The following is a 23,499-nucleotide window of genomic DNA, read 5'->3' as shown; positions in this document are numbered from 1 at the left end:
AATTTAGGTGTAGCTTATGAGGGAGGAATAAGAATGGCAGTCTTACCTATTAGAGAAATTGGAGATCCAGTATTAAGGACTAAAACCAAGTCTGTTGAGAAGGTTACTGATAAAACTAGAAAATTACTTAAAGATATGGCTGATACTATGCATGATGCAGATGGTGTTGGTTTAGCAGCACCTCAAATCGGTGTTTCCAAAAAGATTTTTGTGGTTGATATAGGTGAGGGTTTAATTAAATTAATTAATCCTGAGCTTATGGAAAGCTCAGGTCAAGAGATTGATGAGGAAGGATGCTTAAGTATTCCAGGAGAGTCTGGAAAGGTGAGCAGGGCTAAGAAAGTAGTTATTAAAGGTTTAAATCAAGCTGGGAAAGAAGTAGAAATCGAGGCTGAGGGTTTATTGGCTAGAGCTTTGCAGCATGAACTTGACCATTTAGATGGTGTATTATTTGTAGATAAAGTAGAATAGTTGTGGTATTCTAAAAGGAGGATTTATTTTATGGATCTTATATTTATGGGGACTCCTGATTTCTCGGTGCCAACTTTAGAGAAGTTGATTAAGACTGAGTTTATTAATGTAATAGGAGTTGTGACCCAACCAGATCGTCCTCGTGGGAGAGGACAGAAGTTAAAGCCTTCACCGGTAAAAGCGAAGGCGTTAGAGTTTGATTTACCTGTAATACAGCCAGAAGATATAAATGGTGATGAAGCTATTAATCAATTAAAAGAATTAAACCCAGATACCATAATCGTAATAGCTTATGGACAAATTTTATCTAAGGAGATTTTAGAATTACCGGAATTCGGATGTATTAATGTTCATGCATCTTTACTACCTGAATACCGAGGATCCGGACCATTACATCGAGTAATTATTAATGGAGAAGAAAAGACTGGGGTTACTACAATGTATATGGGTGAAGGCTTGGACACAGGTGATATTATTTTAAAAGAAGAAATTGGAATTGCAAAAAAGGAGACTGTAGGAAGTTTACATGATAAATTAGCAGGTTTAGGAGCAGATGTTTTAATAGAAACATTAGAATTAATTAAGTCAAATAAAGCACCTAGGACACCTCAAGATGATCGCAAAGCTAGTTATGCTCAAAAAATCACAAAAGATGAAGGATTGATTGATTGGACTGCTAGTGCTAAAGAGATAAGAAATTTAATTCGAGGGATGAATCCTTGGCCAGGGGCATATACTTATCATAAAGGGAAGCGATTAAAGATTTGGAATAGTAAAATCTATGATTCTAAAACTAAACCCTCAGTAATTCCAGGAACAGTTGTTGATATAAAAGCTGAAAAAGGATTCATAATACAGAGCGGAGAAGGACAGTTGTTAATGATTGAAGTGCAGCCGGAGAATAAACAACGGATGTCAGCTAATGATTATTTAAGAGGTTATAATTTAGAAGAAGGAACTGTGCTAACAACTGATCCAAGTTTAAGTGGGGAGTATAATGTCACTGACTAATCGTAATAAAGACGGAAAATTATTTCTAGGATTACTAGGGACAATATTACTGATAGTAGGGGTTATTTTAGGTGGGATTTGGTATCTAAATTTAGTAGGAATCAATAGCATTGGTCAAGGTATATTATTAATTACGGCTTTATTAATCAGTATATTTGCTTTAATCGTTTTACTAGGTGTTTTAGGAATTATTATTACTTTAAAAAGAGAGAAACCAATCTCAATACTTTATGGACCGACTAGAATAGTAATTTCATACTTATTTCCATTAATTATTTATTTAGGTAAATTTATGGGGTTTGATAAGTTAGAGATACAGAATTCTTTTATTCAAGTTAGTAATCGGTTAGTTAAACCAGAAAGGTTGAATATAAAACCGGATAAAGTATTGATGTTACTTCCACATTGTATTCAAAAGGCTACTTGTAAATATAAGGTTACTCATGATTTAGATAATTGCCGACGATGTGGTCAATGTCAGATAGAAGATATATTAGAATTAAGGGATAATTATGGGATTAATATAGCGATTGCTACAGGTGGCACTTTAGCTAGAAAGTTAGTAAAAGAGTTAAGGCCTAAAGCTATTCTAGCAGTGGCTTGTGAACGCGATTTAGCCAGTGGAATTCAAGATGTTTATCCAATGCCAGTAGTAGGAGTAGTAAATATTCGTCCTGAAGGCCCATGTGTTAATACTTTAGTTGATTTAAATAAGTTAGAAGAGACTATTAATAAAATCTTGTAAAGGAGGGGTAATTATGTTTTTTCCTTTTTATGACCCTACTATGATTATTGTAATTCCATTTGTTTTATTTACTTTTTATGCGCAGTTTAAAGTTAAGTCTACTTTTAATAAGTATTTGGATGTATCTGCTAACAAAGGATATACCGGTGCTGAAATATCTAAAGATATTTTAAAACGTAAAGGACTTGAAGATGTAAGAGTTGAACAGACTAGTGGAAAATTAAATGATCATTATGATCCAAAATCAAAGACGGTTCGTTTATCATCAGAAGTATATCAAGGTAGGTCAATAGCTTCTTTAGGAGTTGCGGCACACGAAACTGGTCATGCTATTCAGCATGCTGTAGCTTATACACCGTTAACGATTAGGCATAGCTTATTTCCAGCAGCAAATTTTGGTTCACAATTAGGTCTTCCTATAGCTGTATTTGGTTTTATCTTTTTTAAGTCGGCACTTTTAGTAAAATTAGGTATAATTCTTTTTGGAGCGGCTGTTTTATTTCAAATAGTAACTTTACCAGTAGAATTTAATGCTAGTTCTAGAGCTATTAGATTATTAAAAACCGGTGGATATTTAGCATCTGATGAATTAAAGCCGACTAAGAAAGTTTTGAAGGCAGCAGCTTTAACATATGTAGCAGCTGCGTTAGTCTCTGTTGCCCATCTATTAAGATTAATTATGATGGCCGGCATGCTGGATGATGATTAATATGTTATACTTATTAATGCTTTTTCTAATTATATTTTTATTGCCATCACTTTTGCTTCCGTTCGCTTTTTTGTTATTATTAATGATTCTATTTATTCCTTATAAATTTACATTCGATTCACTAATTACTTTGTTCACGGCTCCTCAGCAGATTATTAAGATTGCTTTTAATCCAGCATTAAGAAGAAATCATGCATTAGAACACGCTACTATTAATGTAATTGAAGAATTATATGGAGAACAAAAGTTAGCAGGAGAAGCAAAAGATAATGGGTTTTACATTAAAGGGATAATTAAACCAGATCTATTAAGAGAGGCAGCCGAGGAAGGACTTCGAAGACTAAAGAATGGAGAAAATAATTTAGTTATTCATAGAAAGTGTGGTACTAGTTTAGCTGTTGCGAATATATTATCATCAATTATTTTTCTTTTTTTATTATTTAAAACTGGTAATTTTACTGTCATTTATGTGTTAATAGCTATTGTGTTGGCTAATTTATTAGGGCCAATAGTAGGTGAGCTTGTCCAGAAATCACTTACAACTTCGGCTAATGTTGAAGGTATGGTAATTGAAGGAGTCTATAATAAGAATAGTTCTAACAACTTTTTAGGATTTAAAGTAGTAAATCAACCTCGAAAGCTATTTGTTAAAACTGACCAGCTAAAGGTATATTGATTGGAGGCTAAAAACTAGTGCAGAAGAATGCCCGTCAAGTTGCTATAGAATCTGTCTATCGAGTTAATGAAGAAGATGGATATTCTAATTTAACATTAAATCATTTATTACAGAAATATGATGTAACATCTAGAGATAGGGCTTTGGCTACAGAGTTAGTTTATGGTAGCTTAAGAATGCGTAATAATTTAGATTGGGTCTTAAATCAATTTGCAAACCGTAAAGTAAAGAAGATGGATGGCTGGACTAGAAATATATTAAGACTAGGATTGTATCAAATACGTTTTTTAAATGGGATTCCTGGACCTGTAGCTTGTAATGAAACAGTTGAATTGGCTAAAGAGTATCAGCATAGAGGTGCAGCTAAATTTGTTAATGGTGTTTTAAGAAATATTTTAAGAAATTTAGATTCTATAGAATTTCCAGATTTAAAGGATGACCCAGTACAGCATATTAGATTTAAGTATTCTTTTCCTCAATGGATGGTTGAAACTTGGGTTAAAGAGTATGGAATTCAAAAAACTATAGATATTTGTAATGCTTTTAATCAAGTTCCTGAAAAAATCATTAGAAAAAACTCTTTAAAGATTAGTAGCAAAGAGTTACAGAATAAGTTAATTAATAACGGATTAGAAATAGAAGAAATTAAAGATATACCTCAAGCATTTAGAGTCAGTAATTATTCTAGGTTATCTAAATTAGATAGTTTTAAAGCAGGAGAGTTTTATATTCAAGGTTTATATTCTATTCTAGTTGGTCATATTTTAAAGCCTCAACTAGGAGAACGAGTTTTAGATTTATGTAGTGCACCTGGAGGAAAGACGACTCATCTAGCTGAATTAATGAATAATCAAGGAGAGATAGTGGCTAATGAGTTACATTTAAATAAAATTGATTTAATTAAAGAGAATTGCAAACGATTAGGGATTCAGATAGTTACTACTCAAGTTCAGGATGGTCGAGAGGTGGAATTTAATCAATCGTTTGATCGGATATTGGTTGATGCTCCTTGTTCCGGTTTAGGGATAATTAGTAAGAAGCCAGAGATTAAATGGAAGAAGAAACCACAAGATATTCATACTTTAAGTCAATTACAATTAGAATTACTAATTAACGGTAGTAAGTTTTTAAAGAAGGGTGGAGAACTAGTTTATAGTACTTGTACTATTGCTGCTAAAGAGAATATAGAGGTGTTAAATAGATTCTTAGCTAAGAATTCAGATTTTAATTTAGTTGATTTAACTTCTCAAGCTAATGATTTCGGAATTCCTTCTAAATTTATTAAGGAAGGAAGTATTCAGTTATTACCAACGTGGAAAGAGAATGAAGGTTTCTTTATTGCTAAATTAAAAAGAAATTTTTAATTAATTAGTATATCGTGAAGATAATAATGTAATAATAATTATTAAGTGATAAAATATTATTTAATCAGAAAGGGAGATATGATGGTCGATAAAGTTGATCTCTCCTCTTTGAATTTTCAGGGATTAGAAGAATTTATGGCTAATATAGGAGAGGCTGAATTTAGAGCTAAACAGATTGCTAATTGGATTTATAAACAAGGTATTACTGACTTTAATCAAATGACTAATTTAAGCAAAGGGTTACAAAATAAATTGAAGAAAGTAGCTTATATTAGTCAACTTCAAGAAATAACAAAGTCTAAATCAAAAGATGGAACCATTAAATATTTATTTGAATTAATAGATGGAAAGAGAATAGAAACAGTTTTAATGCCTTATAGGGATGGTAGAAATAGTGTCTGTGTTTCAACTCAAGTTGGTTGTGGCATGGGGTGCAATTTTTGTGCTACAGGCTTACAAGGGTTAGAGCGCAATTTAACTACTGGAGAAATAGTCGGTCAGGTATTAAAAGTACAGAAACTAATTAGTGGTGAAGAATTTGGTGAACCTGCAGTGACTAATATTGTATTTATGGGTATGGGAGAACCTTTGGCTAATTATAATAATTTATTAAAGGCTATTGAAATTTTAAATGGAAATAAAGGTTTAAATATTGGTATGAGAAAGATTACTCTTTCTACTTGTGGTTTAGTACCACAAATCAAAAAATTAGCTAAAGAAGAATTACAATTAGTGCTAGCGATTTCTTTACATGCAGCGACTGATAATTTAAGAGATGAAATGATGCCAGTTAATAAACGTTATCCAATTAATGAATTAATGACTGCTTGTGAATATTATATAAAAAGGACTAATAGACGGATTACTTTCGAATATGCTTTAGTAGATGGTGTTAATAATCGGGTACAAGATGCTAAAGAATTAGCTAAGTTATTATCTGGATTTCTCTGTCATGTTAATTTGATTCCTGTTAATCCAGTTGGAGAATTAGATTTGACGCGTCCAGATAGAGAGGATATTAATAATTTTAAAGAGATATTATCTAAAAATGGTATTCAAGCTACGGTTCGTTTGGAGCGTGGCAGTGATATAGAAGCAGCATGTGGCCAACTAAGGTCTAAGCATAAAAGTTCAGATTAAGTTTGAGGTTAAGTGAGGTGATTCCATGGAATTGGGATTGAGTTCTGATTGTGGTAAAGTTAGAGATATAAATGAAGATAGTTATTTACAATTAGATAATTCAAAGTATAAAATATTTGCTGTGGCAGATGGTATGGGTGGTCATAATGCTGGAGAGCTCGCTAGTTCTATAGCGATTGATGTTTTAAAGGATTATAATTTTGATTTAGAGAATATGTCTATAAGTCTTACTGAAGCTATTCAATTTATTAATAAGAAGATTTTAAATAAGGCCAGAAGTAATGTTAAGTATGAAGGAATGGGGACTACATTGACGACAGCTATCTTAGTTGATGATCAACTCTATATTGGTCATGTAGGTGATAGTCGGATATATTTATTAAGAGATGGAGAGTTTAAACAGTTAACTGAAGATCATTCATTAGTAAATCAATTAGTAAAAGCTAAAGAAATAACTTCTAATGAGGCACGTAATCATCCTCAGAGTCATATATTACTACAGGCTTTAGGGACTGAGGAAAGAATAGATATAGATATAATTGAAATGCAAATGGAATCTAATGATTTAATTTTATTATGTACTGATGGATTAAATTCTGTTCTTAAGGATGATATAATTAAAAAAGTTTTATTAGATAACCAATCTTTACAGGAGAAGGCAGATAGGTTGATTCAGATGGCTAATAAAGCTGGTGGACAGGATAATATAACTGTTAATTTGTTTACTCGTTAGAAGTTTAGATAAATCATAGAGGTGACTTTAATGATTGGGGAATGTTTAAATAATCGTTATCAAATTGAAAAGAAGATCGGAGAAGGTGGAATGGCCTTAGTCTATGAAGCTAAGGATAAACTGTTAAATCGTCAAGTAGCAGTTAAGGTTTTACGAGGACAATTTTCAAATGATAAAGAATTTGTGGAGCGGTTTAAACGAGAGGCTCAAGCTGTAGCAAGTTTTTCTCATCATAATATTGTTAATATTTTTGATATCGGTAAAGATAATGACACTCATTATATTGTGATGGAGAATGTTCAAGGTGAGACTTTAAAGAAGAAGATTGAAAAGGAAGGAAAACTAAAGGTTTCTATAGCTTTAGAGATTACTGAACAGATTTGTGAAGCATTAGTAGTTGCTCATCGTAATCAGATTGTACATTGTGATATTAAACCAGGCAATATTTTATTAACTCCGGAAAGAAGAGCAAAATTAACTGATTTTGGAATTGCTAGGGCATTAACTTCTGCTACTTTAAAACAGACACAGACTGTAATCGGTTCTGCTAATTATTTTGCTCCTGAACAAGCTAAGGGAGATAAGGTTGATGAACGAACTGATATCTATTCATTAGGAATAGTTTTATATGAAATGGTTACAGGGGAAGTGCCTTTTGAAGGTGAATCTCCAGTATCAGTAGCATTGAAACATATTAAAAATAAGCCCAAACTACCTAGAGAGATTAATTCAGATATACCTTTAAAAGTAGAGGAAATCATCTTAAAAGCACTTAATAAAAGAGCAGAAAAACGTTATAATAGTATAAAAAAGATGTTAGAAGAAGTTCAAAAAGTGATTCAAAGCACGATTGAATCAAAAGAAAGGTCAAAATCAGAAAAAGAAGTAGATTTAACAGAAAAGACTATAGTAATGCATAAAGATGAATATCCATCTATCGCTAATAATGAAGAGGATTCAACAGAATTATCATCGGATGAAGGCTTAACAAAAGAGTCGGAGGAAAGTTCAACTGAGGAGCTAGTAATAGAATCAAAAGAAAAGTTTGGAAATAACGAATCAATTCAGGCAAAGAATAATAAAGAAACGAAGAGTTTCTTTCAAAGAAATCGTCGTTTAATAATTGGGGCGTTAGTCTTTATTTTTATGCTAGGGAGCTTAACTTGGGGATATTATCAGGTGGTTGACTTTTTAAGAGTACCAGTAGTTGAGGTACCAGATGTGGTTGGCAAAAATATGAATACTGCTAAGCAACAATTATTAGAAAAAAGGTTGGAGTTAGAAGTTCATGGTAAAAATTACAATAATCAAATTCCTAAAGATCATATTATTTCTCAATACCCTAAGGCTGGTAAAGAAGTAAAAGAAGGTAGAAAAATCAATTTGGTTATTAGTAAAGGAGCAAAGCTTACTAAAGTACCAAAAGTTATTGGGCAGCCTTTAAGGGAAGTAAAGGTTGCTTTAGATGAGGCAGATTTAAAAGTAGGAGAGGTTACTTCTGTCTTTAATGACCAGATTAAGAAAGGGTTAGTCATTAGTCAAAATCCTGAACCTAGAGAAGAAGTGAAGATCAACTCTACAATTGAATTAATTATTAGTAAAGGGAAAGAAGCAAAACTGGTAAATGTTCCGAATTTAATTGGTTTAAATGAAGAGAATGCTAAACAAAGATTAAGAGAATTAGACTTAATTATTGGAGAAACTAAATATAAAGAGAGTTTAAATTACTTTGAAGGACAGGTAATGAGTCAAGAACCGAAACCAAGTACAGAACTAACAGCTGGTTCTCAGGTTAATTTAGTAATTAGTAGTGGAATCAGAAATGTTTATGATTCTGAAATTCATCAGTTTAGAGTAAGAGTTAATATTAATCCAGGGGAAGAAGATCAACAAGTAAAGATAACTGTGAAAGATGATAATGGTAGACGAATTATTTATAATAAATTACATCACCCAGGTGATTTAGTCAATAGGAAAGTTATCAGTGTTGGATCAACAGTAGTTCAAGTCTATATCAATAATTCATTAATAAGAGAACAAAGGTTATAATGGGGGAGGCATAATGAGAGAAGGCAGAATAATTAAAGCATATTCAGGTTATTATTATGTATTAGCTTTTGATGATGAAGAGTTATATGAAACTTCATTAAGGGGTAGGTTTAAAAAGAAAGGTATAGATTTTTATGTAGGTGATATAGTTAAATTCACTGTTGTAAATCAACAGGTAGGGGTAATTGAAGAATTATGCCCTCGGTCTATTTCTTTAAAACGTCCGGCAGTGGCTAATGTGGAACAAATGGTATTGGTTTTTGCTGGACAAGATCCGGAGTTAAATTGTAAATTAGTAGATCGATTTCTAATTTTAGCAGAAGCTTATGATTTAGATGTTTTAATCTGTTTAAACAAGATAGATTTAATTGGATTAGAAGAAGCGAAAAAGTTAATGAATAAATATGAAAAAATAAGTTATTCAATAGTCTATACTGATATAAAGCTTAAAAAAGGAATAAAGGATTTAAAGAAGGGATTGGCAAATAGAATTTCTGTCTTTGCTGGTCCCTCTGGAGTAGGTAAGTCTAGTCTGCTCAACCTATTAAATCCCGAAGCTGACTTGACTACTGGTGAGGTTAGTCAAAAAATTAAAAGAGGTAAACATACTACTCGTCATGTAGAATTAATTCCACTAGATAATGGTGGGTTAGTTGCTGATACTCCTGGATTTACTGCTTTAAATATTGATTTTATTGCTCCACGACAGTTAGGTTATTTATTTAAAGAGATGAGAGAATATATTCCAGACTGTAAATTTAATAATTGTTTACACTTACATGAGCCTAAATGTAGAGTAAAAGAAGCTGTAGATAATGAAAATATATATGAATCTAGATATAATAACTATTTAAGCTTTTTGTCTGAAATTGAAGGAGGTAATTAATTATGATCAAGATTGCACCATCTATACTATCAGCTGACTTTAGCAATTTAGCAGTTGAAGTAGATAAGGTTAGTAATGCAGAATTTTTACATATTGATGTGATGGATGGACACTTTGTCCCAAATATCACTATGGGTCCTTTAGTAGTAGAAGCTATTCAAAATAAGACAGATAATTTCTTAGATGTTCATTTGATGATTGAAGATCCTGATAATTATATATCAGATTTTGCTGATGCTGGTGCTCAATTAATTACAGTTCACACTGAAGCCTGTCCTCATTTACATCGAACTGTCCAGAATATTAAAGAACAAAAGGTTAAAGCAGGAGTAGCATTAAATCCAGCTACACCTTTAACAGTGTTAGAGAATATATTACCAGATATTGATTTAGTATTATTAATGACAGTTAATCCAGGCTTTGGAGGACAGAAATTTATAGATACTATATTATTTAAGATTGAAAAATTAAGAAATAGAATTGAAGAAGAGGGATTAGATATTGATATTCAAGTTGATGGTGGAATCAAACCGCATAATATAAGTAAGGTAGTTGAGGCTGGAGCTAATGTAATAGTAGCAGGTTCAGCTGTCTTTGGCGCTGAAGATCCTGGACAAGCAGTTAAAGATTTAAAGGAAGCATGTATGGGTTAATACTTGCAATAAAAAGAAGGATTTATATTTTTGTTGTAGAATATCTAATTATAGTGTTTAATAAGTTATAATTTATAAAGATTAATTTAAAAAAGAATAAATTAACTTCGGGATTAGGTGAAATTCCTAACCGGCGGTGATATCTCTCTTGCGAGGTTTAGCCCGCTAGCTGTTAAGATTAACAGTTGATTTGGTAAGAATCCAAAGCCGACAGTAAAGTCTGGAAGAGAGAAGTAGATTATCTATAGGTTATTTATGCCTATAGATTTGATTAAGCTATTAAATCCCGAAATTACTTCGGGATTTTTTTCGTTTATTATATAGGAAATGAGGTGTTTTATATGACTGACCAAGATTATATGAAATTAGCTTTAGAGTTAGCAAGTAAGGGTAGAGGAAAGACTAGTCCTAATCCTATGGTAGGAGCAGTAGTTGTTAAAGATGGAGAAATAGTAGGTAAAGGCTATCATCAAGCTGCTGGCAAAGCACATGCCGAAGTTAATGCTTTAGCAGATGCAGGTAAGGCAGCTAAGGGAGCTACTGTTTATGTTACTTTAGAGCCTTGCTCTCATTATGGAAAAACTCCTCCGTGTACTAAAGCTTTGATTGAAGCAGGAGTGAATAAAGTAGTAGCTGCTATTAAAGATCCTAACCCATTGGTAGCCGGTAAAGGATTAAGGCAGTTAGCTGAGGCAGGGATAGAGGTAAGAAGTGGAGTCTTAGAAGAGGAAGCTAAAGAGTTAAATGAAGCTTTTATTAAATATATTACTACTGAACAACCATTTGTCATATTGAAAAATGCTATGACTTTAGATGGTAAGATTGCAACTAAAACTGGGGATGCTAAGTGGATTAGTGGACCTGAATCTCGCAAATATGTGCATAGATTACGGGATGAATTAGACGGTATTTTAGTTGGAATTGGAACAGTATTAGCTGATAATCCTAGATTAACAACTAGATTACCAGAGGAAAAAGGAACAGATCCTACTCGGATAGTTTTAGATAGTAAGTTAAGAATTCCTTTAGACTATAATTTAGTAACTCAAAAGTCAGAAGCTAAAACAATCGTAGCCACTACTAAAGAAGCTAATCGTCAAAAGATAGATAAGCTAGAAGAATTAGGAGTTGAAGTCTTAATTATATCGGCTGATTCACAGGGAAGAGTCGATCTTGAATCTTTATTAAAAGAATTAGGAAAGTTAGATATAGTTAGTTTATTAATAGAAGGAGGTAGCCAAATTAGTGAAGCATTCCTCTTTTCTAAATTAGTAAATAAAGTGCTGTACTTTGTCGCTCCTAAAATTATTGGAGGTCGAGATGCAATTAGTGTAGTAGGAGGTAGAGGAGTTAATAAGGTAGCAGATGGGATTATAATAAAGAATCGTAAAATTTCTACCATTGGTAATGATATTTTAATTAAGGGTTATCCTGAATATAGGGGGTGAGGTTTCATTGTTTACTGGAATTGTAGAAGAGTTAGGAGAAATAAACTCCATTAATCGTGGTAGTCAGTCAATAGAGTTAGAGATTAAAGCGAAAAATGTATTAAATGATGTTCAGCTAGGTGATAGTATAGCTACTAATGGGGTCTGTTTAACAGTAACTAGCTTTAATAAAAACAGATTTACAGTTGATGTTATGCCAGAAACTATGCGAAAATCAAGCTTAGGTGAATTAAAAGTGGGAGAAGCGGTTAATTTAGAAAGAGCTTTAAGTCTTAAAGATAGATTAGGTGGTCATTTGGTTTCTGGACATATAGATGGTACAGGTGAAATCAAGAAAAAACAAAGAGAAGATAATGCTATTTTATATAATATATCTTTACCTATAGATTTACGTCAATATGTAATTCCGAAGGGATCCATTGCTATTGATGGAATTAGTTTAACGATTGCTGAATTACTTGATCAGGAATTTGTTCTATCTTTGATTCCTCATACTGCTGAAATGACTACATTAGGGAAAAAAGATATAGGAGATATAGTTAATTTAGAAGTAGATTTAATAGGAAAATATATAGAAAGAATGTTAAGGTTTAATATGGAGGATTCTAATAATAAAAGTATTACTAATAATAATTCAAGAGTAGATTTGGATCTACTACAACAGAATGGATTTTTATAATTTATCTTAATAAAGGGAGTGACAGACTGATGGAATTTAAATTTAATGATATTGAAGAAGCCATAAAAGATATTAAAGAAGGAAAAATGGTACTTGTAGTTGATGATGAAGACAGGGAGAATGAAGGGGATTTGATTATAGCAGCAGAAAAAGCTACTCCAGAAGCTATTAATTTTATGGCTACTGAAGCTAGAGGTTTAATCTGCTTGCCGGTTATTGGTGAAAGATTAGATGAATTAGAATTACCTCAAATGGTTAATCATAATTCTGATGTTCATGAGACAGCTTTTACAGTTTCAATTGATCATAAGGAGACTACTACTGGAATTTCTGCTTATGAAAGATGTAAGACTGTTCGTGAAGTATTAAATTCTGATTCTAAACCAGAAGACTTTAATAGACCAGGTCATATTTTTCCATTGAGAGCTAAAGAAGGAGGAGTATTAAGAAGAGCTGGTCATACTGAAGCTGCCGTAGATTTAGCTAGATTAGCTGGATTGTATCCAGCTGGGGTTATCTGTGAAATCATGGATGATGATGGTACAATGGCTAGGGTACCAGAATTAATGGAATTTGCTGAGAAGTATGATTTGAAGATCATTACTATTGAAGATTTGATTAAGTATAGAGTTAAGAGAGATAAATTGGTTAAGAAAGTAGGAGAGGTTGATATGCCGACTAGATATGGAGACTTTATGGCTTATGGTTATGAAGTAATGAATAATGATGAAACCCATATGGCATTAGTTAAGGGTGATGTAATGCATAAAGAAGACATATTAGTTAGAGTACATTCAGAATGTTTAACTGGTGATGCTTTAGGATCGTTACGATGTGATTGTGGAGATCAATTAGGAGAAGCTTTAACTAGGATTGATGAAGAAGGCCAAGGTGTATTGCTTTACATGAGACAAGAAGGAAGAGGGATTGGCTTAGGTAATAAGTTGCGCGCTTATGAATTACAAGATGAAGGTAAAGATACAGTAGAAGCAAATGAATTACTAGGATTTGATGCGGATTTAAGAGATTACGGAATAGGTGCTCAAATTTTAGCTGATTTAGGGTTAAGTAGTATTAGATTAATGACTAATAATCCACGCAAGATAGTTGGATTAGAAGGATACGGTTTAGAGGTTAATGAAAGAGTATCATTAGAGATAGAACCTAACTCTAATAATCAAAAATATTTACAGACTAAGAAGGATAAGCTGGGACATATGTTAGTTAATGGAAAATAAAAAAAGATAATCAATTAAGAGAGGGGAATTAGTATGAATCAAGTTTTTGAAGGTAAGTTAGTTGGTAAAGGGCTCAAATTTGGAATTGTAATTGGCAGATTTAATGAATTTATTTCTAGTAAATTATTAAGCGGAGCTTTAGATGCTTTAAAGAGACATGATGTAGCTGAAGAGAATATAGATGTTGCTTGGGTACCTGGAGCTTTTGAGATTCCTTTAGTTGCAAAGAAGATGGCAAAGAGCCAAAAATATGATGCTGTTATCTGTTTAGGGGCAGTAATTAGAGGAGCTACTCCTCATTTCGATTATGTCTGTAATGAGGTATCAAAGGGGATTGGTAAAGTAGGATTGCAAGAAGAGATGCCGATAATGTTTGGAGTAATTACTACAGATACTATTGAACAAGCGATTGAAAGAGCTGGTACTAAGGCTGGCAATAAAGGTTGGGAAGCAGCCATGGGTGCATTAGAAATGGCTAACTTAATCTCTAATATTGAGGCATAAATGATTTGATCCCTAGAGTTTAAAATAAGCTTTAGGGATTTTTATTTATTCAATTAATATCTCCTCCTTTAGTAACATAATTAATATTTAAAGCATATATATAGAACAGTGATGGTTATTTATAGAGGAGGGAAGTAAGATGATTAAGACCTCAGAGTTAAGATCAAAAGAGGTTATTAATGTTAATGATGGACAACGATTAGGATTAATTAAAGATATAGAATTAGATTTAGCACAGGGTAAGATTGAAGCAATAATAGTACCAGGAGAGAAGAAAATTTTTAGTATATTCTCAGGGAAAGATGATTTAATTATTCAATGGGAGCAAATTGAAAGGATAGGTAAGGATGTAATCTTAGTTGATTTAGATGATTTTACTCTTCCAGATAGTAATTTTACTGAATAACTTCAGTTATTAACAGGAATTTTTATTAATTTCTTGAATTTTATTAAGTAGGTGATTAATTTAAGAAGGGAGGAAGCAAGTCTATGCAAAATAATTCAGAACTTAATGAAGCTATTAATTTTCATGGACATCTCTGTCCAGGATTAGTTATCGGTTTTAAAGCTGGTCAGATAGCTTTAAGTGAATTGAATGTAAATAGATCTGAAGATGAAGAGTTAGTAGCTATTGTAGAAACAGATGCTTGTAGTATAGATGCAATTCAGATATTAACTGGTTGTACTGCTGGTAAAGGGAATTTTTTGGTGAAAAATTATGGTAAACAGGTCTTTACTATAGGAAATCGTAAAACTGGACAAGCCGTTAGAGTAGCTTTAAAACCTGAAGTATTGGGAGCAATTGGAGAGATTGATAAAGAAACAAGAGCAGAAGAGTTATTTTCTGAGTCACCTGACCAGATATTTAAGGTCGAAAAGATAGATTTTAATTTTCCAGATATGGCTGAAATCAGAGATTCAGTAGAGTGTGAAATTTGTTCTGAGCCTGTTATGGAGACTAAGGCTAGATTAAAGAATGGGAAAGTGATTTGTATTCCTTGTTTTAAATCAGAATAATATTAGAAGAATGAATAGGTGGTATATAATGAGTAATAAATTAGTTAGATTTGGAATATCTATGAATAAAGATCTATTAGAAAAGTTTGATGAATTAATAGTTAAAAAAGGATATTCCAATAGATCAGAAGCGATCAGAGATTTAATTAGAAATAGGTTAGTTGAAAATGAGTGGGAAGATGAAGATAAGCAAGTAGCTGGTACCATTACTTTAATTTATGATCATCATGTTAAAGGATTAAGTGATGAGCTAAATGAATTGCAACATAATTATCATGATTTATTCTTATCTACTACTCATGTTCATCTAGATCATCATAATTGTTTAGAAGTATTAGTTGTTAAAGGAAAAGCAGGCGAGACTAGAGAAGTAGCTGAAAGATTGATAGGTACTAAAGGAGTAAAACATGGTAAATTAACTATTACTTCTACAGGTAAAGGCTTAGTCTAAGCTAGTGAGTGAGGACACGATTTAATCGTGTCCGTTTTTTATTAACAATTATTATTCAAAACTAGTAGCTAAACCTATTAGGATAAAAAGCAAAAAATATTAGATTGACATTTATTTATCTATTTGATATAATTATAGTCGGGGACAAGTTTGCTGTATGATTTATATATAAATATATGAATTTTGAAGGATAAAAATCTCCAATATTGGAGGTTTTTAAGTTATTTAATATGTCTTAAAATTAATAATATTCAGGCAAAATATTATAATAAAGAAGGAGGTACTTAAATGAATGAAACTTATCAATACCAACAGCAGTTAGAAGAGGCTGAAGATTATAAAATTAATAATCAAGAAAATTCTATTAAAGATATTACAAATAAAGTGGGAAAGAATAGTTTAAGGGATATTGTTATAAATATTATTCCGATTATAGGATTATTCATTATTTGGCATCTAATAGCTATTATAATTATTAAGAATAGAGGTGTTCCTTTTCCCACACCATTACAAACGTTAGTTAGATTTTATGAATTACTTAGAGGTGATGTTTACTTAAAACATACTATTTATGGACATTTATTAGATAGTTTAATTAGGTGGGGAACAGGATTTTCATTAGCAGCAGTTATAGGAATGAGTATAGGAGTTTTAATTGGTTGGTCAAAAATCTTTAGTAAATTAATTATGCCGATTGTTTACATTTTACAACCTATTCCTAGTTTAGCCTGGATTCCAGTAGCAATTTTATTATTTGGATTAGGAACTAAATCTACTATTCTCATTATCTTTTTAGCTTCAATATTTCCAATTATAATTAATATGGCAGCAGGTGTAAAAGGAGTAAGTAAGATGTATATACGAGCTGCTAAAATGATGGGAACAAATGATAGAACATTATTTTTAAAAGTTTTACTTCCAGCTGCAATCCCGCATCTTCTAAGTGGGTTTAGAATTGGTTTAGCTAATGGCTGGAGAGCACTAATAGCAGCTGAGATGATAGCGGCAACTGGCTCTGGAGTAGGTTACGCCATTTTTCAGGCCCGTTGGAACTTTGACTATGCATCTGCTTTTGTTAATATAATTGTAATCTGTATTATTGGTTTAACTATAGAAAGATTAATCTTTACTCCAATTGAAAAGGGTACTATTGAAAAGTGGGGAATGAAGAGAAAGGAGGATTAAGATGACACAACCTGTTACTATTAAGAATATTACCAAAGAATTTACTGATAAAGAGACGGAAAAGAATATTTTAGCATTAAATAATATTAACTTGGAGATTGAAAAGGGAGAGTTTGTATGTATAATAGGCGCTAGTGGTTGCGGTAAATCAACCTTATTAAATTTAATTGCTGGTTTTTTAGAACAGACTACTGGTCATATTTCTGTTGGCAATAATATAGTTAAAGAGCCAGGCCCTGATCGGGGAGTTGTTTTTCAAGAATATACTCTTTTTCCATGGTTAAATGTTATAAAGAATGTTACATTTGGATTAAATGAACTAGATTTAACAACAAATGAAAAAGAGGTAATAGGTAAGAAGTATCTATCGCTAGTGGGCCTTGAAAAATTTGCTCAAGCTTATCCCCATGAGTTATCTGGCGGGATGAAACAACGAGTAGCTATTGCTCGGGTATTGGCTATGGATTGTGAAATTTTATTAATGGATGAACCTTTTGGGGCACTTGATGCTCAAACTAGACAAATGTTACAACAAGAATTGTTAGAAATTTGGGGTCAAGAAAAGAAAACAGTAGTTTTTGTTACTCATAATGTAGATGAGGCAGTTTATTTGGCGGATAGGGTAGTTGTTCTTTCTTCTCATCCAGGACGTATTAAAGCAGATATTAAGATAAACTTGTCTCGACCAAGAGACCGATTATCCAATAAGGTAGCAGAGATTAAAAGAGAGTTGTTAGGTCATTTAATGGGTGACGATATGGGAGCATAGTATGTGAAAAAGAAAGGTGGATAAAAAATAATGAGTTCAAATATACGTAAGTTATTAATATTAATGTTAATGGGTGTATTATTATTAAGTGCAGGTTGTAGTTCTACTAATGAAACTAAAGGTGATTTAAAAAGTAAACCTAAAATTTCTTTTGCTTACCAAACTTCAGTTGCACATTCTTTGGCTATGATTGCTGATCATAAAGGTTTTTTTGCTAGTGAAGGTTTAGATGTGAATACTCAGGTTTTAAATAGTGGACCTGCCGTTAATGAAGCTATTGCATCTGGAAGTGTGCAGTTTGGAACAATGGGTGATACGCCAGCTTTAATGGCGGTAGCTGGGAATTTACCGGTTAAGATTTTATCTAGCGTTGGTGGAGGAGAGAATAGACAACGATTAATGGTTAAAAAGAATAGTAATATAGATTCAGTTAAAGATTTAGCAGGAAAAACAATAGGGATTAAGAAAGGAACAAGCTCCCATGGTGGTTTTTATCAATTAGCTAGTAAAGAAGGATTAGACCCAGATCAAGTTTCCATAATTGATATTAGACCTCCAGATATGGCAGATGCTTTAGCTACAGATCAAGCTGATGCGATTTTAATTTGGGAACCGACTCCTACGGTTATAGAGGCTAAGAACATAGGACGTGAATTAAGTACTTTAGCTGGTACAAATAATCAGTATCCAGTTTTTATATTAGCAAATACCGCTTATGCTCAAAAAAATAAAGAAGTAGTAATTAAAGTTTTAAAGTCGTTAAAAAAAGCAGCAAAGTTTCTTCAAAATAATCCGGATCAGGCAGCACAGGTAGTATCAAAAGTTACTGGATTATCTCCGGAATTGGCTAAAAAGTCTATGAATTATCATTATTTTAAAGTTGATTTTAATGAAGAAATAAAAGAAAGCCTAAATAATACGGCTGCTTTCTTATATGAATATGATAAGATTCAAAAAATACCTAAGTTAGAGAAAGTAATTGATGATTCTTATTTAAAGCAAATTAATATAAGTAAGTAGTTAGCATTAAACTGGTAGATTTACCTTAGAATAAATTTTTAATAAGTTGAATATGATAACTATAGAAAATTAGAAGGGAGATATAGTTATCATGGAGTATATACGGGTAATTTTTATGAAATTTTTATTAATAGAATTAATATCGATTGTATTAGTATCAGTTTTAGGGCCATTATCCATATATACAGGAATAATAGTAGGTATCTTCTTAACTGCTGCTAATTATATTATAGGTGATCTTTTGGTTTTACCTAATATTAGTGCAAGTGCTGACATACTTACTCAAGCATTAGTTACTGGGTTAAGTCTATGGGTAATGAGAGTTTTAATAGTTGGATTTGAAGTTTCAACTATTATGATCATAATAGTTAGTATATCTATTGCTGGTAGTGATTGGTTATTGCATAGATATATAGATAACGAAGAAGTAGAAGGGCGAGGAGACTGGCCAGATTAAAAGAACCTTGTAAGGGATGGTCCTTACAAGGTTCTTTTAAATTTATATATTGGGATATTGTCTGTTGGAACTGAAGTAGTTAGTTAATAATCCTGTTATGACTAAAATAAGAGCACCGATTAAGATAGGTTTTAAGATGAATATAAAGTTTTGCTTTGTATAAATTGCTATAAAGGCTGTTGCACCACCTGGAGGATGGGCTGTATTAGTAATTGACATAAAGACTATAGCCAGTGATACTCCTAGAGTAATTGATAACCAACTAAGACCGAGGGATTGATAGATAATAATCCCGGTTAATGCTGAAATTACATGTCCGCCAATTACATTTTTAGGCTGGGCCATAGGAACTTTACAGGCACCATAAATTAAGACTGCAGATGCTCCAAATGATGGTGCTAAAAGAGCTACGTCATGAGAAAAAGTTAAATAGGTAATAGCACCAATGCCTATGAAACTTCCTATAAAGGACCAGAATAATTCAGATAATTTTATATTAACTAGTAGATTCTTTAATTTATTAGTAAATTGGGATGTATAGCTTCTTTGATAATTATTTGCTGATAAAATTTTTCTAAGCATAATAGTCCTCCTTTCATAACTTGGTAATAAGAATATAATCTTTAGCAATAATTAACAATGATATTTATCATCTATTACCGAATTATTTGAAATAATTTAACAAAATATGATTATATTAGGATTTGATGTTGTTATATTATTCAGTATTTTAATTGAAGATAATGATAAGTCTTATATAAAGAGTTAAAGAATGGGTAAATATTGAGTAAAGTATGATTTTAAAAATAACTATTTTCAAGGAACTTTATTTTGAAAACTGGAATAATATAAATAACCTGATAAAATATTAAAAATAAATTAAGTAAGGAGGAAAATTAATGTTTAAACTATTAAAAGGTAGAAATTATTCTAATTTAAAATATTATATTATAGAAGAATTTGCTGAAACTGGGTTAGTTAAGCATTGTTTTTCGACTAGATTAGGAGGAGTAAGTAATCAAGATTTTATTAGTTTGAATTTAGGTCTTCATACTGGTGATGATAAAAATAATGTTTTAGAAAATCGCAAACGAATATGTAATGAATTAGGAGTAGATTATGAACAGATAGTAGCAGGCGAACAAGTCCATTCTGATGCAATTAAAATAGTAAATAGAGATGATATAGGAAAAGGAGCATTAGATTATAATGATTCAATTTCAGCTACTGATGCCTTAATTACTAATCAACCGGGAGTCACATTAACTTCTTACTATGCAGACTGTGTACCTATTATTATTTTAGACCCTAAACAACAAGTAGTGGCTTTAGCTCACGGAGGATGGAAGGGAACAATAAAAAAGATAGGTCAACAGACAGTTATGAAGATGCAAGAAGTGTTTGATTCTGACCCTGTCGATATCCTAGTTGGTATTGGTCCTTCTATTGGTCCTTGTTGTTATGAAGTAGATGAATATGTAATTAATCCTTTAAGGGAAACATTTGATGACTGGCAGGAGTTAATAGAAGAGGTAGGGGATGATAGATGGAAATTAAATTTATGGGAAACTAATTGTCTACAATTGCAGGAAATAGGAGTTTTAAGAAAGAATATAGTGGTTAGTGAAATATGTACTTCTTGTAATACAGATTTGCTTTATTCTTATCGGGCGGAAGATGGAACGACAGGCAGAATGGCAAGTTTAATTGAATTACGTTAATTAAATTAAAGCTGAGGTGTTGTTATGGGTAAAGAGAAGATTTTAGTTGTAGATGATGAAGAGAATATAGTTGAGCTAGTTAAGTTTAATTTAGAGAAAGAGGGTTATGAAGTGGTAGTAGCTTATGATGGACAAGCTGCTTTAGATAAAGTTAATCATGAAGAGATAAATTTATTAATTTTAGATTTAATGTTACCTAAATTAGGTGGTTTAGATGTTTGTAGAACGATTAGAAATAATCAAGAGATAAGTGAACTACCGATTATTATGTTAACGGCTAAGGAAAAAGAGGTAGATAGAGTTTTAGGTTTAGAATTAGGAGCTGATGACTATGTTACTAAGCCTTTTAGCCCCCGGGAATTAGTAGCTAGAGTGAAAGCTATTCTAAGAAGAGCTAATTTTGATAAGTTGGAGAAAGATGATGAACAGATTGAGGTTGGAGAAATTAAGATTGATTTAAATAAATATGAAATATTATTATCAGATAAAGAGGTTAACTTTACTCCTAAGGAATTTCAATTACTAAAGTTATTAGCTATTAGTTCTGGGAAGGTTTTGACTAGAAACTTTTTATTAAGAGAAATTTGGGGCTATAACTATGATGGAGACACTAGAACTGTAGATGTACATATTAGAAGAGTAAGACAAAAGTTGAAAGAGAATAGTGTAGAAGATTTGGAATATATTGAAACAGTTAGAGGAGTGGGATACCGATTTAAGGAGTTGGAATAAAAGATGTTTAAAAGTATAAGGTGGAGAGTTACAACTCTTTATTTAATATTAATTATAGCAGCATTATTAATGTTTAGTTTAACTTTAAAAGGATTTTTAGAAGACTATTTTATAACACAATTAGAAGATAATATACTTAAAGAGACCAGATTAGTTAGAAGTTTATTAAAGGATGAGATAGTTTCTAATAAAAGAGTCAAAAAGATAGATAGGTTAGTTGATGAGTATAGTAATGAAGCAGAGGCTAGAATCACAATTATTGGAAGTGAAGGTAAAGTATTAGGTGATTCCGAACAGGATCCACTTAAGATGGAAAATCATTTACAGCGACATGAAGTGCAGCAATCAATTAAGACAGGAGTAGGTAAATCTACTCGTTATAGTGAGACTTTAAAAATAAATATGAAATATTTAGCCCTTCCAGTTAAACATAGTGGTAATATAGTGGGGGTGGTTAGACTAGCCTTACCTTTAACTCAAGTTAAAGAAGCTTTAGCAGATATATTTTCACGAGTAATTAATGCTGGTTTAATAGCAATTATTATTTCATTAATTTTAGGTTTGAGTTTAACCAAAAGAATTACTAAACCAATTGAACGGATGACAGAGGTAGCTGGAGAGATGGCTCAAGGACATTTAGATCAAAGATTGATGGTTACTTCTGATGATGAGTTAGGAAGATTAAGTTATGTTTTTAATAATATGGCTGACAAATTAAAGAATAAAATCAATGAAATTTCTGATGAGAAGAATAAAATTGAAGCAGTTTTAAGTAGTATGGGAGATGGAGTAATAGCTGTAGATAATATAGGAAAAATAATTCTTTTCAACCCTTCTGCTGAAAATTTTTTTGAAGTTAAGGAAGAAGAGATCATAGGCAAGTATTCATTAGAAGTAACACGCAGTCATAAATTAGATCAAGTAGTTATGGAATCGCTAGAGAAGGGAGAAGAAGTTTCTGAAGAAATTGAAATCCTTTATCCAGAAGAGAGAATCATTAGAGTTAAAGCAACATCAATCAAAGATCAAGATGAACAGATACAAGGAGTAGTAGTTGTTTTGCGAGATATAACGGAGTTAAGACATTTAGAGCAAGTGAGAACTGAATTTGTAGGAAATGTGTCTCATGAACTTAGAACACCTTTAACTTCTATTAAAGGTTATGTTGAAACTTTATTAGCTAATGATAATCCTGATTCTGCGATTTATAAACGATTTTTGAATGTTGTAAAAGATGAAGCTGATAGATTAGAGCAATTAATAATTGATTTATTAGATTTATCCAAGATAGAGTCCGGAATTAGTGGTAAAGGCTATGAAGCGATTAATTTAAATCAAGTTATTGAAGATGTATTAACAATTGTAATGCCTAAAGTTTCTGATAAAGAACTGAATTTAAAAATAGATGTGCCGGCAGAATTAGCTATGATTTCTGGAGATGAAAGTCAAATTAAAAGATTATATATTAATTTAATTGATAATGCTGTTAAATATACTCCTAATTGTGGAGAAGTTAAGGTTAAAGTATATGAAGATGATGAAAAAATTTGGACTGAGATTAGTGATACTGGTATAGGGATACCATCTGAAGATTTACCAAGAATCTTTGAAAGGTTTTATCGAGTAGATAAGGCTCGTTCACGAAATTTAGGAGGAACTGGATTGGGATTGTCAATAGTTAAACATATTATAGAGCAGCATAATGGGATGATAGATGTGGAAAGTGAAGTAGAGAAAGGCACTAAATTTATTTTTTATTTTCCTAAAGTAAAATAAGATAAAAGTTGATTTTTTTTGACATAGCTTTACAAAATAACTAGAATTATTTATAATATGATCAG

The 23,499-nt window shown here is 31.7% G+C and carries 26 protein-coding genes and 1 riboswitch; of the genes, 25 read left to right on the top strand and 1 reads right to left on the bottom strand.

All coding sequences use genetic code 11. From position 1 onward, the window contains the following. Nucleotides 1–33 precede the first annotated feature (33 nt). From def to B5D41_RS00600, 22 genes are all read left to right on the top strand, one after another. Nucleotides 34–471 carry a peptide deformylase gene (gene def / locus B5D41_RS00705; RefSeq protein WP_078808677.1) on the top strand — a complete coding sequence of 146 codons (438 nt, stop codon included), beginning with the start codon at nt 34–36 and terminating at the stop codon, nt 469–471. Between the two features lie 30 nt (nt 472–501). Continuing rightward, entirely contained in the window at nt 502–1,482 is a 981-nt protein-coding gene (fmt, locus tag B5D41_RS00700; protein ID WP_078808676.1) for a methionyl-tRNA formyltransferase, read from the top strand. Continuing rightward, nucleotides 1,469–2,227, top strand: a complete 759-nt coding sequence (locus tag B5D41_RS00695; RefSeq protein WP_078808675.1) for a DUF116 domain-containing protein — start codon at nt 1,469–1,471, stop codon at nt 2,225–2,227. Before fmt ends, B5D41_RS00695 begins: the two co-directional genes overlap by 14 nt. Nucleotides 2,228–2,240: 13 nt before the next feature. Further along, nucleotides 2,241–2,936, top strand: a complete 696-nt coding sequence (locus B5D41_RS00690) for a zinc metallopeptidase (RefSeq protein WP_078808674.1) — start codon at nt 2,241–2,243, stop codon at nt 2,934–2,936. 1 nt (nt 2,937) lies between these two features. Further along, complete coding sequence (locus B5D41_RS00685) at nt 2,938–3,612, top strand: DUF6391 domain-containing protein (RefSeq protein WP_078808673.1); 675 nt, start codon at nt 2,938–2,940, stop codon at nt 3,610–3,612. 17 nt (nt 3,613–3,629) lie between these two features. Then, nucleotides 3,630–4,976 carry a 16S rRNA (cytosine(967)-C(5))-methyltransferase RsmB gene (rsmB, locus tag B5D41_RS00680; RefSeq protein ID WP_078808672.1) on the top strand — a complete coding sequence of 449 codons (1,347 nt, stop codon included), beginning with the start codon at nt 3,630–3,632 and terminating at the stop codon, nt 4,974–4,976. Between the two features lie 81 nt (nt 4,977–5,057). Then, nucleotides 5,058–6,116 (top strand): dual-specificity RNA methyltransferase RlmN, encoded by a 1,059-nt coding sequence (gene rlmN, locus B5D41_RS00675; RefSeq protein ID WP_078808671.1) that lies wholly within the window; start codon nt 5,058–5,060, stop codon nt 6,114–6,116. Between the two features lie 25 nt (nt 6,117–6,141). After that, on the top strand, nt 6,142–6,849 hold the full coding sequence (locus tag B5D41_RS00670; RefSeq protein ID WP_078808670.1) for a Stp1/IreP family PP2C-type Ser/Thr phosphatase: 708 nt from the start codon (nt 6,142–6,144) through the stop codon (nt 6,847–6,849). Nucleotides 6,850–6,879: 30 nt separating this feature from the next. Continuing rightward, entirely contained in the window at nt 6,880–8,898 is a 2,019-nt protein-coding gene (gene pknB / locus B5D41_RS00665) for a Stk1 family PASTA domain-containing Ser/Thr kinase (RefSeq protein WP_078808669.1), read from the top strand. A 13-nt stretch (nt 8,899–8,911) separates the two neighbouring features. Beyond that, the gene (gene rsgA, locus B5D41_RS00660) at nt 8,912–9,784 is read left to right on the top strand and encodes a ribosome small subunit-dependent GTPase A (RefSeq protein ID WP_078808668.1); all 873 of its coding nucleotides are present in this window, start codon (nt 8,912–8,914) and stop codon (nt 9,782–9,784) included. 2 nt (nt 9,785–9,786) lie between these two features. Beyond that, nucleotides 9,787–10,437 (top strand): ribulose-phosphate 3-epimerase, encoded by a 651-nt coding sequence (gene rpe / locus B5D41_RS00655; protein WP_078808667.1) that lies wholly within the window; start codon nt 9,787–9,789, stop codon nt 10,435–10,437. Between the two features lie 99 nt (nt 10,438–10,536). Beyond that, nucleotides 10,537–10,677, top strand: a riboswitch (FMN riboswitch). Between the two features lie 101 nt (nt 10,678–10,778). Continuing rightward, nucleotides 10,779–11,885, top strand: a complete 1,107-nt coding sequence (gene ribD, locus B5D41_RS00650; RefSeq protein ID WP_078808666.1) for a bifunctional diaminohydroxyphosphoribosylaminopyrimidine deaminase/5-amino-6-(5-phosphoribosylamino)uracil reductase RibD — start codon at nt 10,779–10,781, stop codon at nt 11,883–11,885. A 7-nt stretch (nt 11,886–11,892) separates the two neighbouring features. Next, nucleotides 11,893–12,564 carry a riboflavin synthase gene (ribE, locus tag B5D41_RS00645; RefSeq protein ID WP_078808665.1) on the top strand — a complete coding sequence of 224 codons (672 nt, stop codon included), beginning with the start codon at nt 11,893–11,895 and terminating at the stop codon, nt 12,562–12,564. 29 nt (nt 12,565–12,593) lie between these two features. Next, entirely contained in the window at nt 12,594–13,802 is a 1,209-nt protein-coding gene (locus tag B5D41_RS00640; protein WP_078808664.1) for a bifunctional 3,4-dihydroxy-2-butanone-4-phosphate synthase/GTP cyclohydrolase II, read from the top strand. Between the two features lie 33 nt (nt 13,803–13,835). Then, a complete protein-coding gene (gene ribH / locus B5D41_RS00635) occupies nt 13,836–14,306 on the top strand; it encodes a 6,7-dimethyl-8-ribityllumazine synthase (protein WP_078808663.1) in 471 nt (156 codons plus the stop codon). Nucleotides 14,307–14,445: 139 nt separating this feature from the next. Then, nucleotides 14,446–14,712 (top strand): YlmC/YmxH family sporulation protein, encoded by a 267-nt coding sequence (locus tag B5D41_RS00630; protein WP_078808662.1) that lies wholly within the window; start codon nt 14,446–14,448, stop codon nt 14,710–14,712. An 83-nt stretch (nt 14,713–14,795) separates the two neighbouring features. Further along, nucleotides 14,796–15,323: an FmdE family protein gene (locus tag B5D41_RS00625; protein WP_078808661.1), complete on the top strand. Its 528-nt coding sequence runs from the start codon at nt 14,796–14,798 to the stop codon at nt 15,321–15,323. A 28-nt stretch (nt 15,324–15,351) separates the two neighbouring features. Continuing rightward, nucleotides 15,352–15,774, top strand: coding sequence for a nickel-responsive transcriptional regulator NikR (nikR, locus tag B5D41_RS00620; RefSeq protein ID WP_078808660.1), 423 nt, complete (start codon nt 15,352–15,354; stop codon nt 15,772–15,774). A gap of 288 nt (nt 15,775–16,062) precedes the next feature. Continuing rightward, nucleotides 16,063–16,959: an ABC transporter permease gene (locus B5D41_RS00615; RefSeq protein WP_078808659.1), complete on the top strand. Its 897-nt coding sequence runs from the start codon at nt 16,063–16,065 to the stop codon at nt 16,957–16,959. 1 nt (nt 16,960) lies between these two features. Continuing rightward, complete coding sequence (locus B5D41_RS00610; RefSeq protein ID WP_078808658.1) at nt 16,961–17,728, top strand: ABC transporter ATP-binding protein; 768 nt, start codon at nt 16,961–16,963, stop codon at nt 17,726–17,728. Nucleotides 17,729–17,758: 30 nt separating this feature from the next. After that, the gene (locus tag B5D41_RS00605; protein ID WP_078808657.1) at nt 17,759–18,748 is read left to right on the top strand and encodes an ABC transporter substrate-binding protein; all 990 of its coding nucleotides are present in this window, start codon (nt 17,759–17,761) and stop codon (nt 18,746–18,748) included. Nucleotides 18,749–18,839: 91 nt separating this feature from the next. Next, nucleotides 18,840–19,205, top strand: coding sequence for a DUF2512 family protein (locus B5D41_RS00600; protein WP_078808656.1), 366 nt, complete (start codon nt 18,840–18,842; stop codon nt 19,203–19,205). Nucleotides 19,206–19,247: 42 nt separating this feature from the next. On the opposite strand, the gene B5D41_RS00595 is transcribed toward B5D41_RS00600, so the two are convergent. Then, nucleotides 19,248–19,787 (bottom strand): HPP family protein, encoded by a 540-nt coding sequence (locus B5D41_RS00595; protein WP_078808655.1) that lies wholly within the window; start codon nt 19,785–19,787, stop codon nt 19,248–19,250. Nucleotides 19,788–20,104: 317 nt separating this feature from the next. Here B5D41_RS00595 and pgeF point away from each other — a divergent pair, with 317 nt between their 5' ends. Genes pgeF through pnpS form a run of 3 tightly spaced genes read left to right on the top strand, consistent with a single transcriptional unit; the run spans nt 20,105 to nt 23,434 of the window. Beyond that, complete coding sequence (gene pgeF / locus B5D41_RS00590) at nt 20,105–20,926, top strand: peptidoglycan editing factor PgeF (protein ID WP_078808654.1); 822 nt, start codon at nt 20,105–20,107, stop codon at nt 20,924–20,926. Between the two features lie 24 nt (nt 20,927–20,950). Next, nucleotides 20,951–21,658, top strand: a complete 708-nt coding sequence (locus B5D41_RS00585; RefSeq protein ID WP_078808653.1) for a response regulator — start codon at nt 20,951–20,953, stop codon at nt 21,656–21,658. 3 nt (nt 21,659–21,661) lie between these two features. After that, nucleotides 21,662–23,434: a two-component system histidine kinase PnpS gene (gene pnpS, locus B5D41_RS00580; protein WP_078808652.1), complete on the top strand. Its 1,773-nt coding sequence runs from the start codon at nt 21,662–21,664 to the stop codon at nt 23,432–23,434. Nucleotides 23,435–23,499 lie beyond the last annotated feature (65 nt).

Origin of the sequence: Selenihalanaerobacter shriftii (assembly GCF_900167185.1) — a bacterium.
Lineage (GTDB): Bacteria > Bacillota > Halanaerobiia > Halobacteroidales > Acetohalobiaceae > Selenihalanaerobacter > Selenihalanaerobacter shriftii.
Note: the sequence above shows the minus strand (reverse complement) of the source record. Positions and strands in the feature narration are given on the sequence as shown.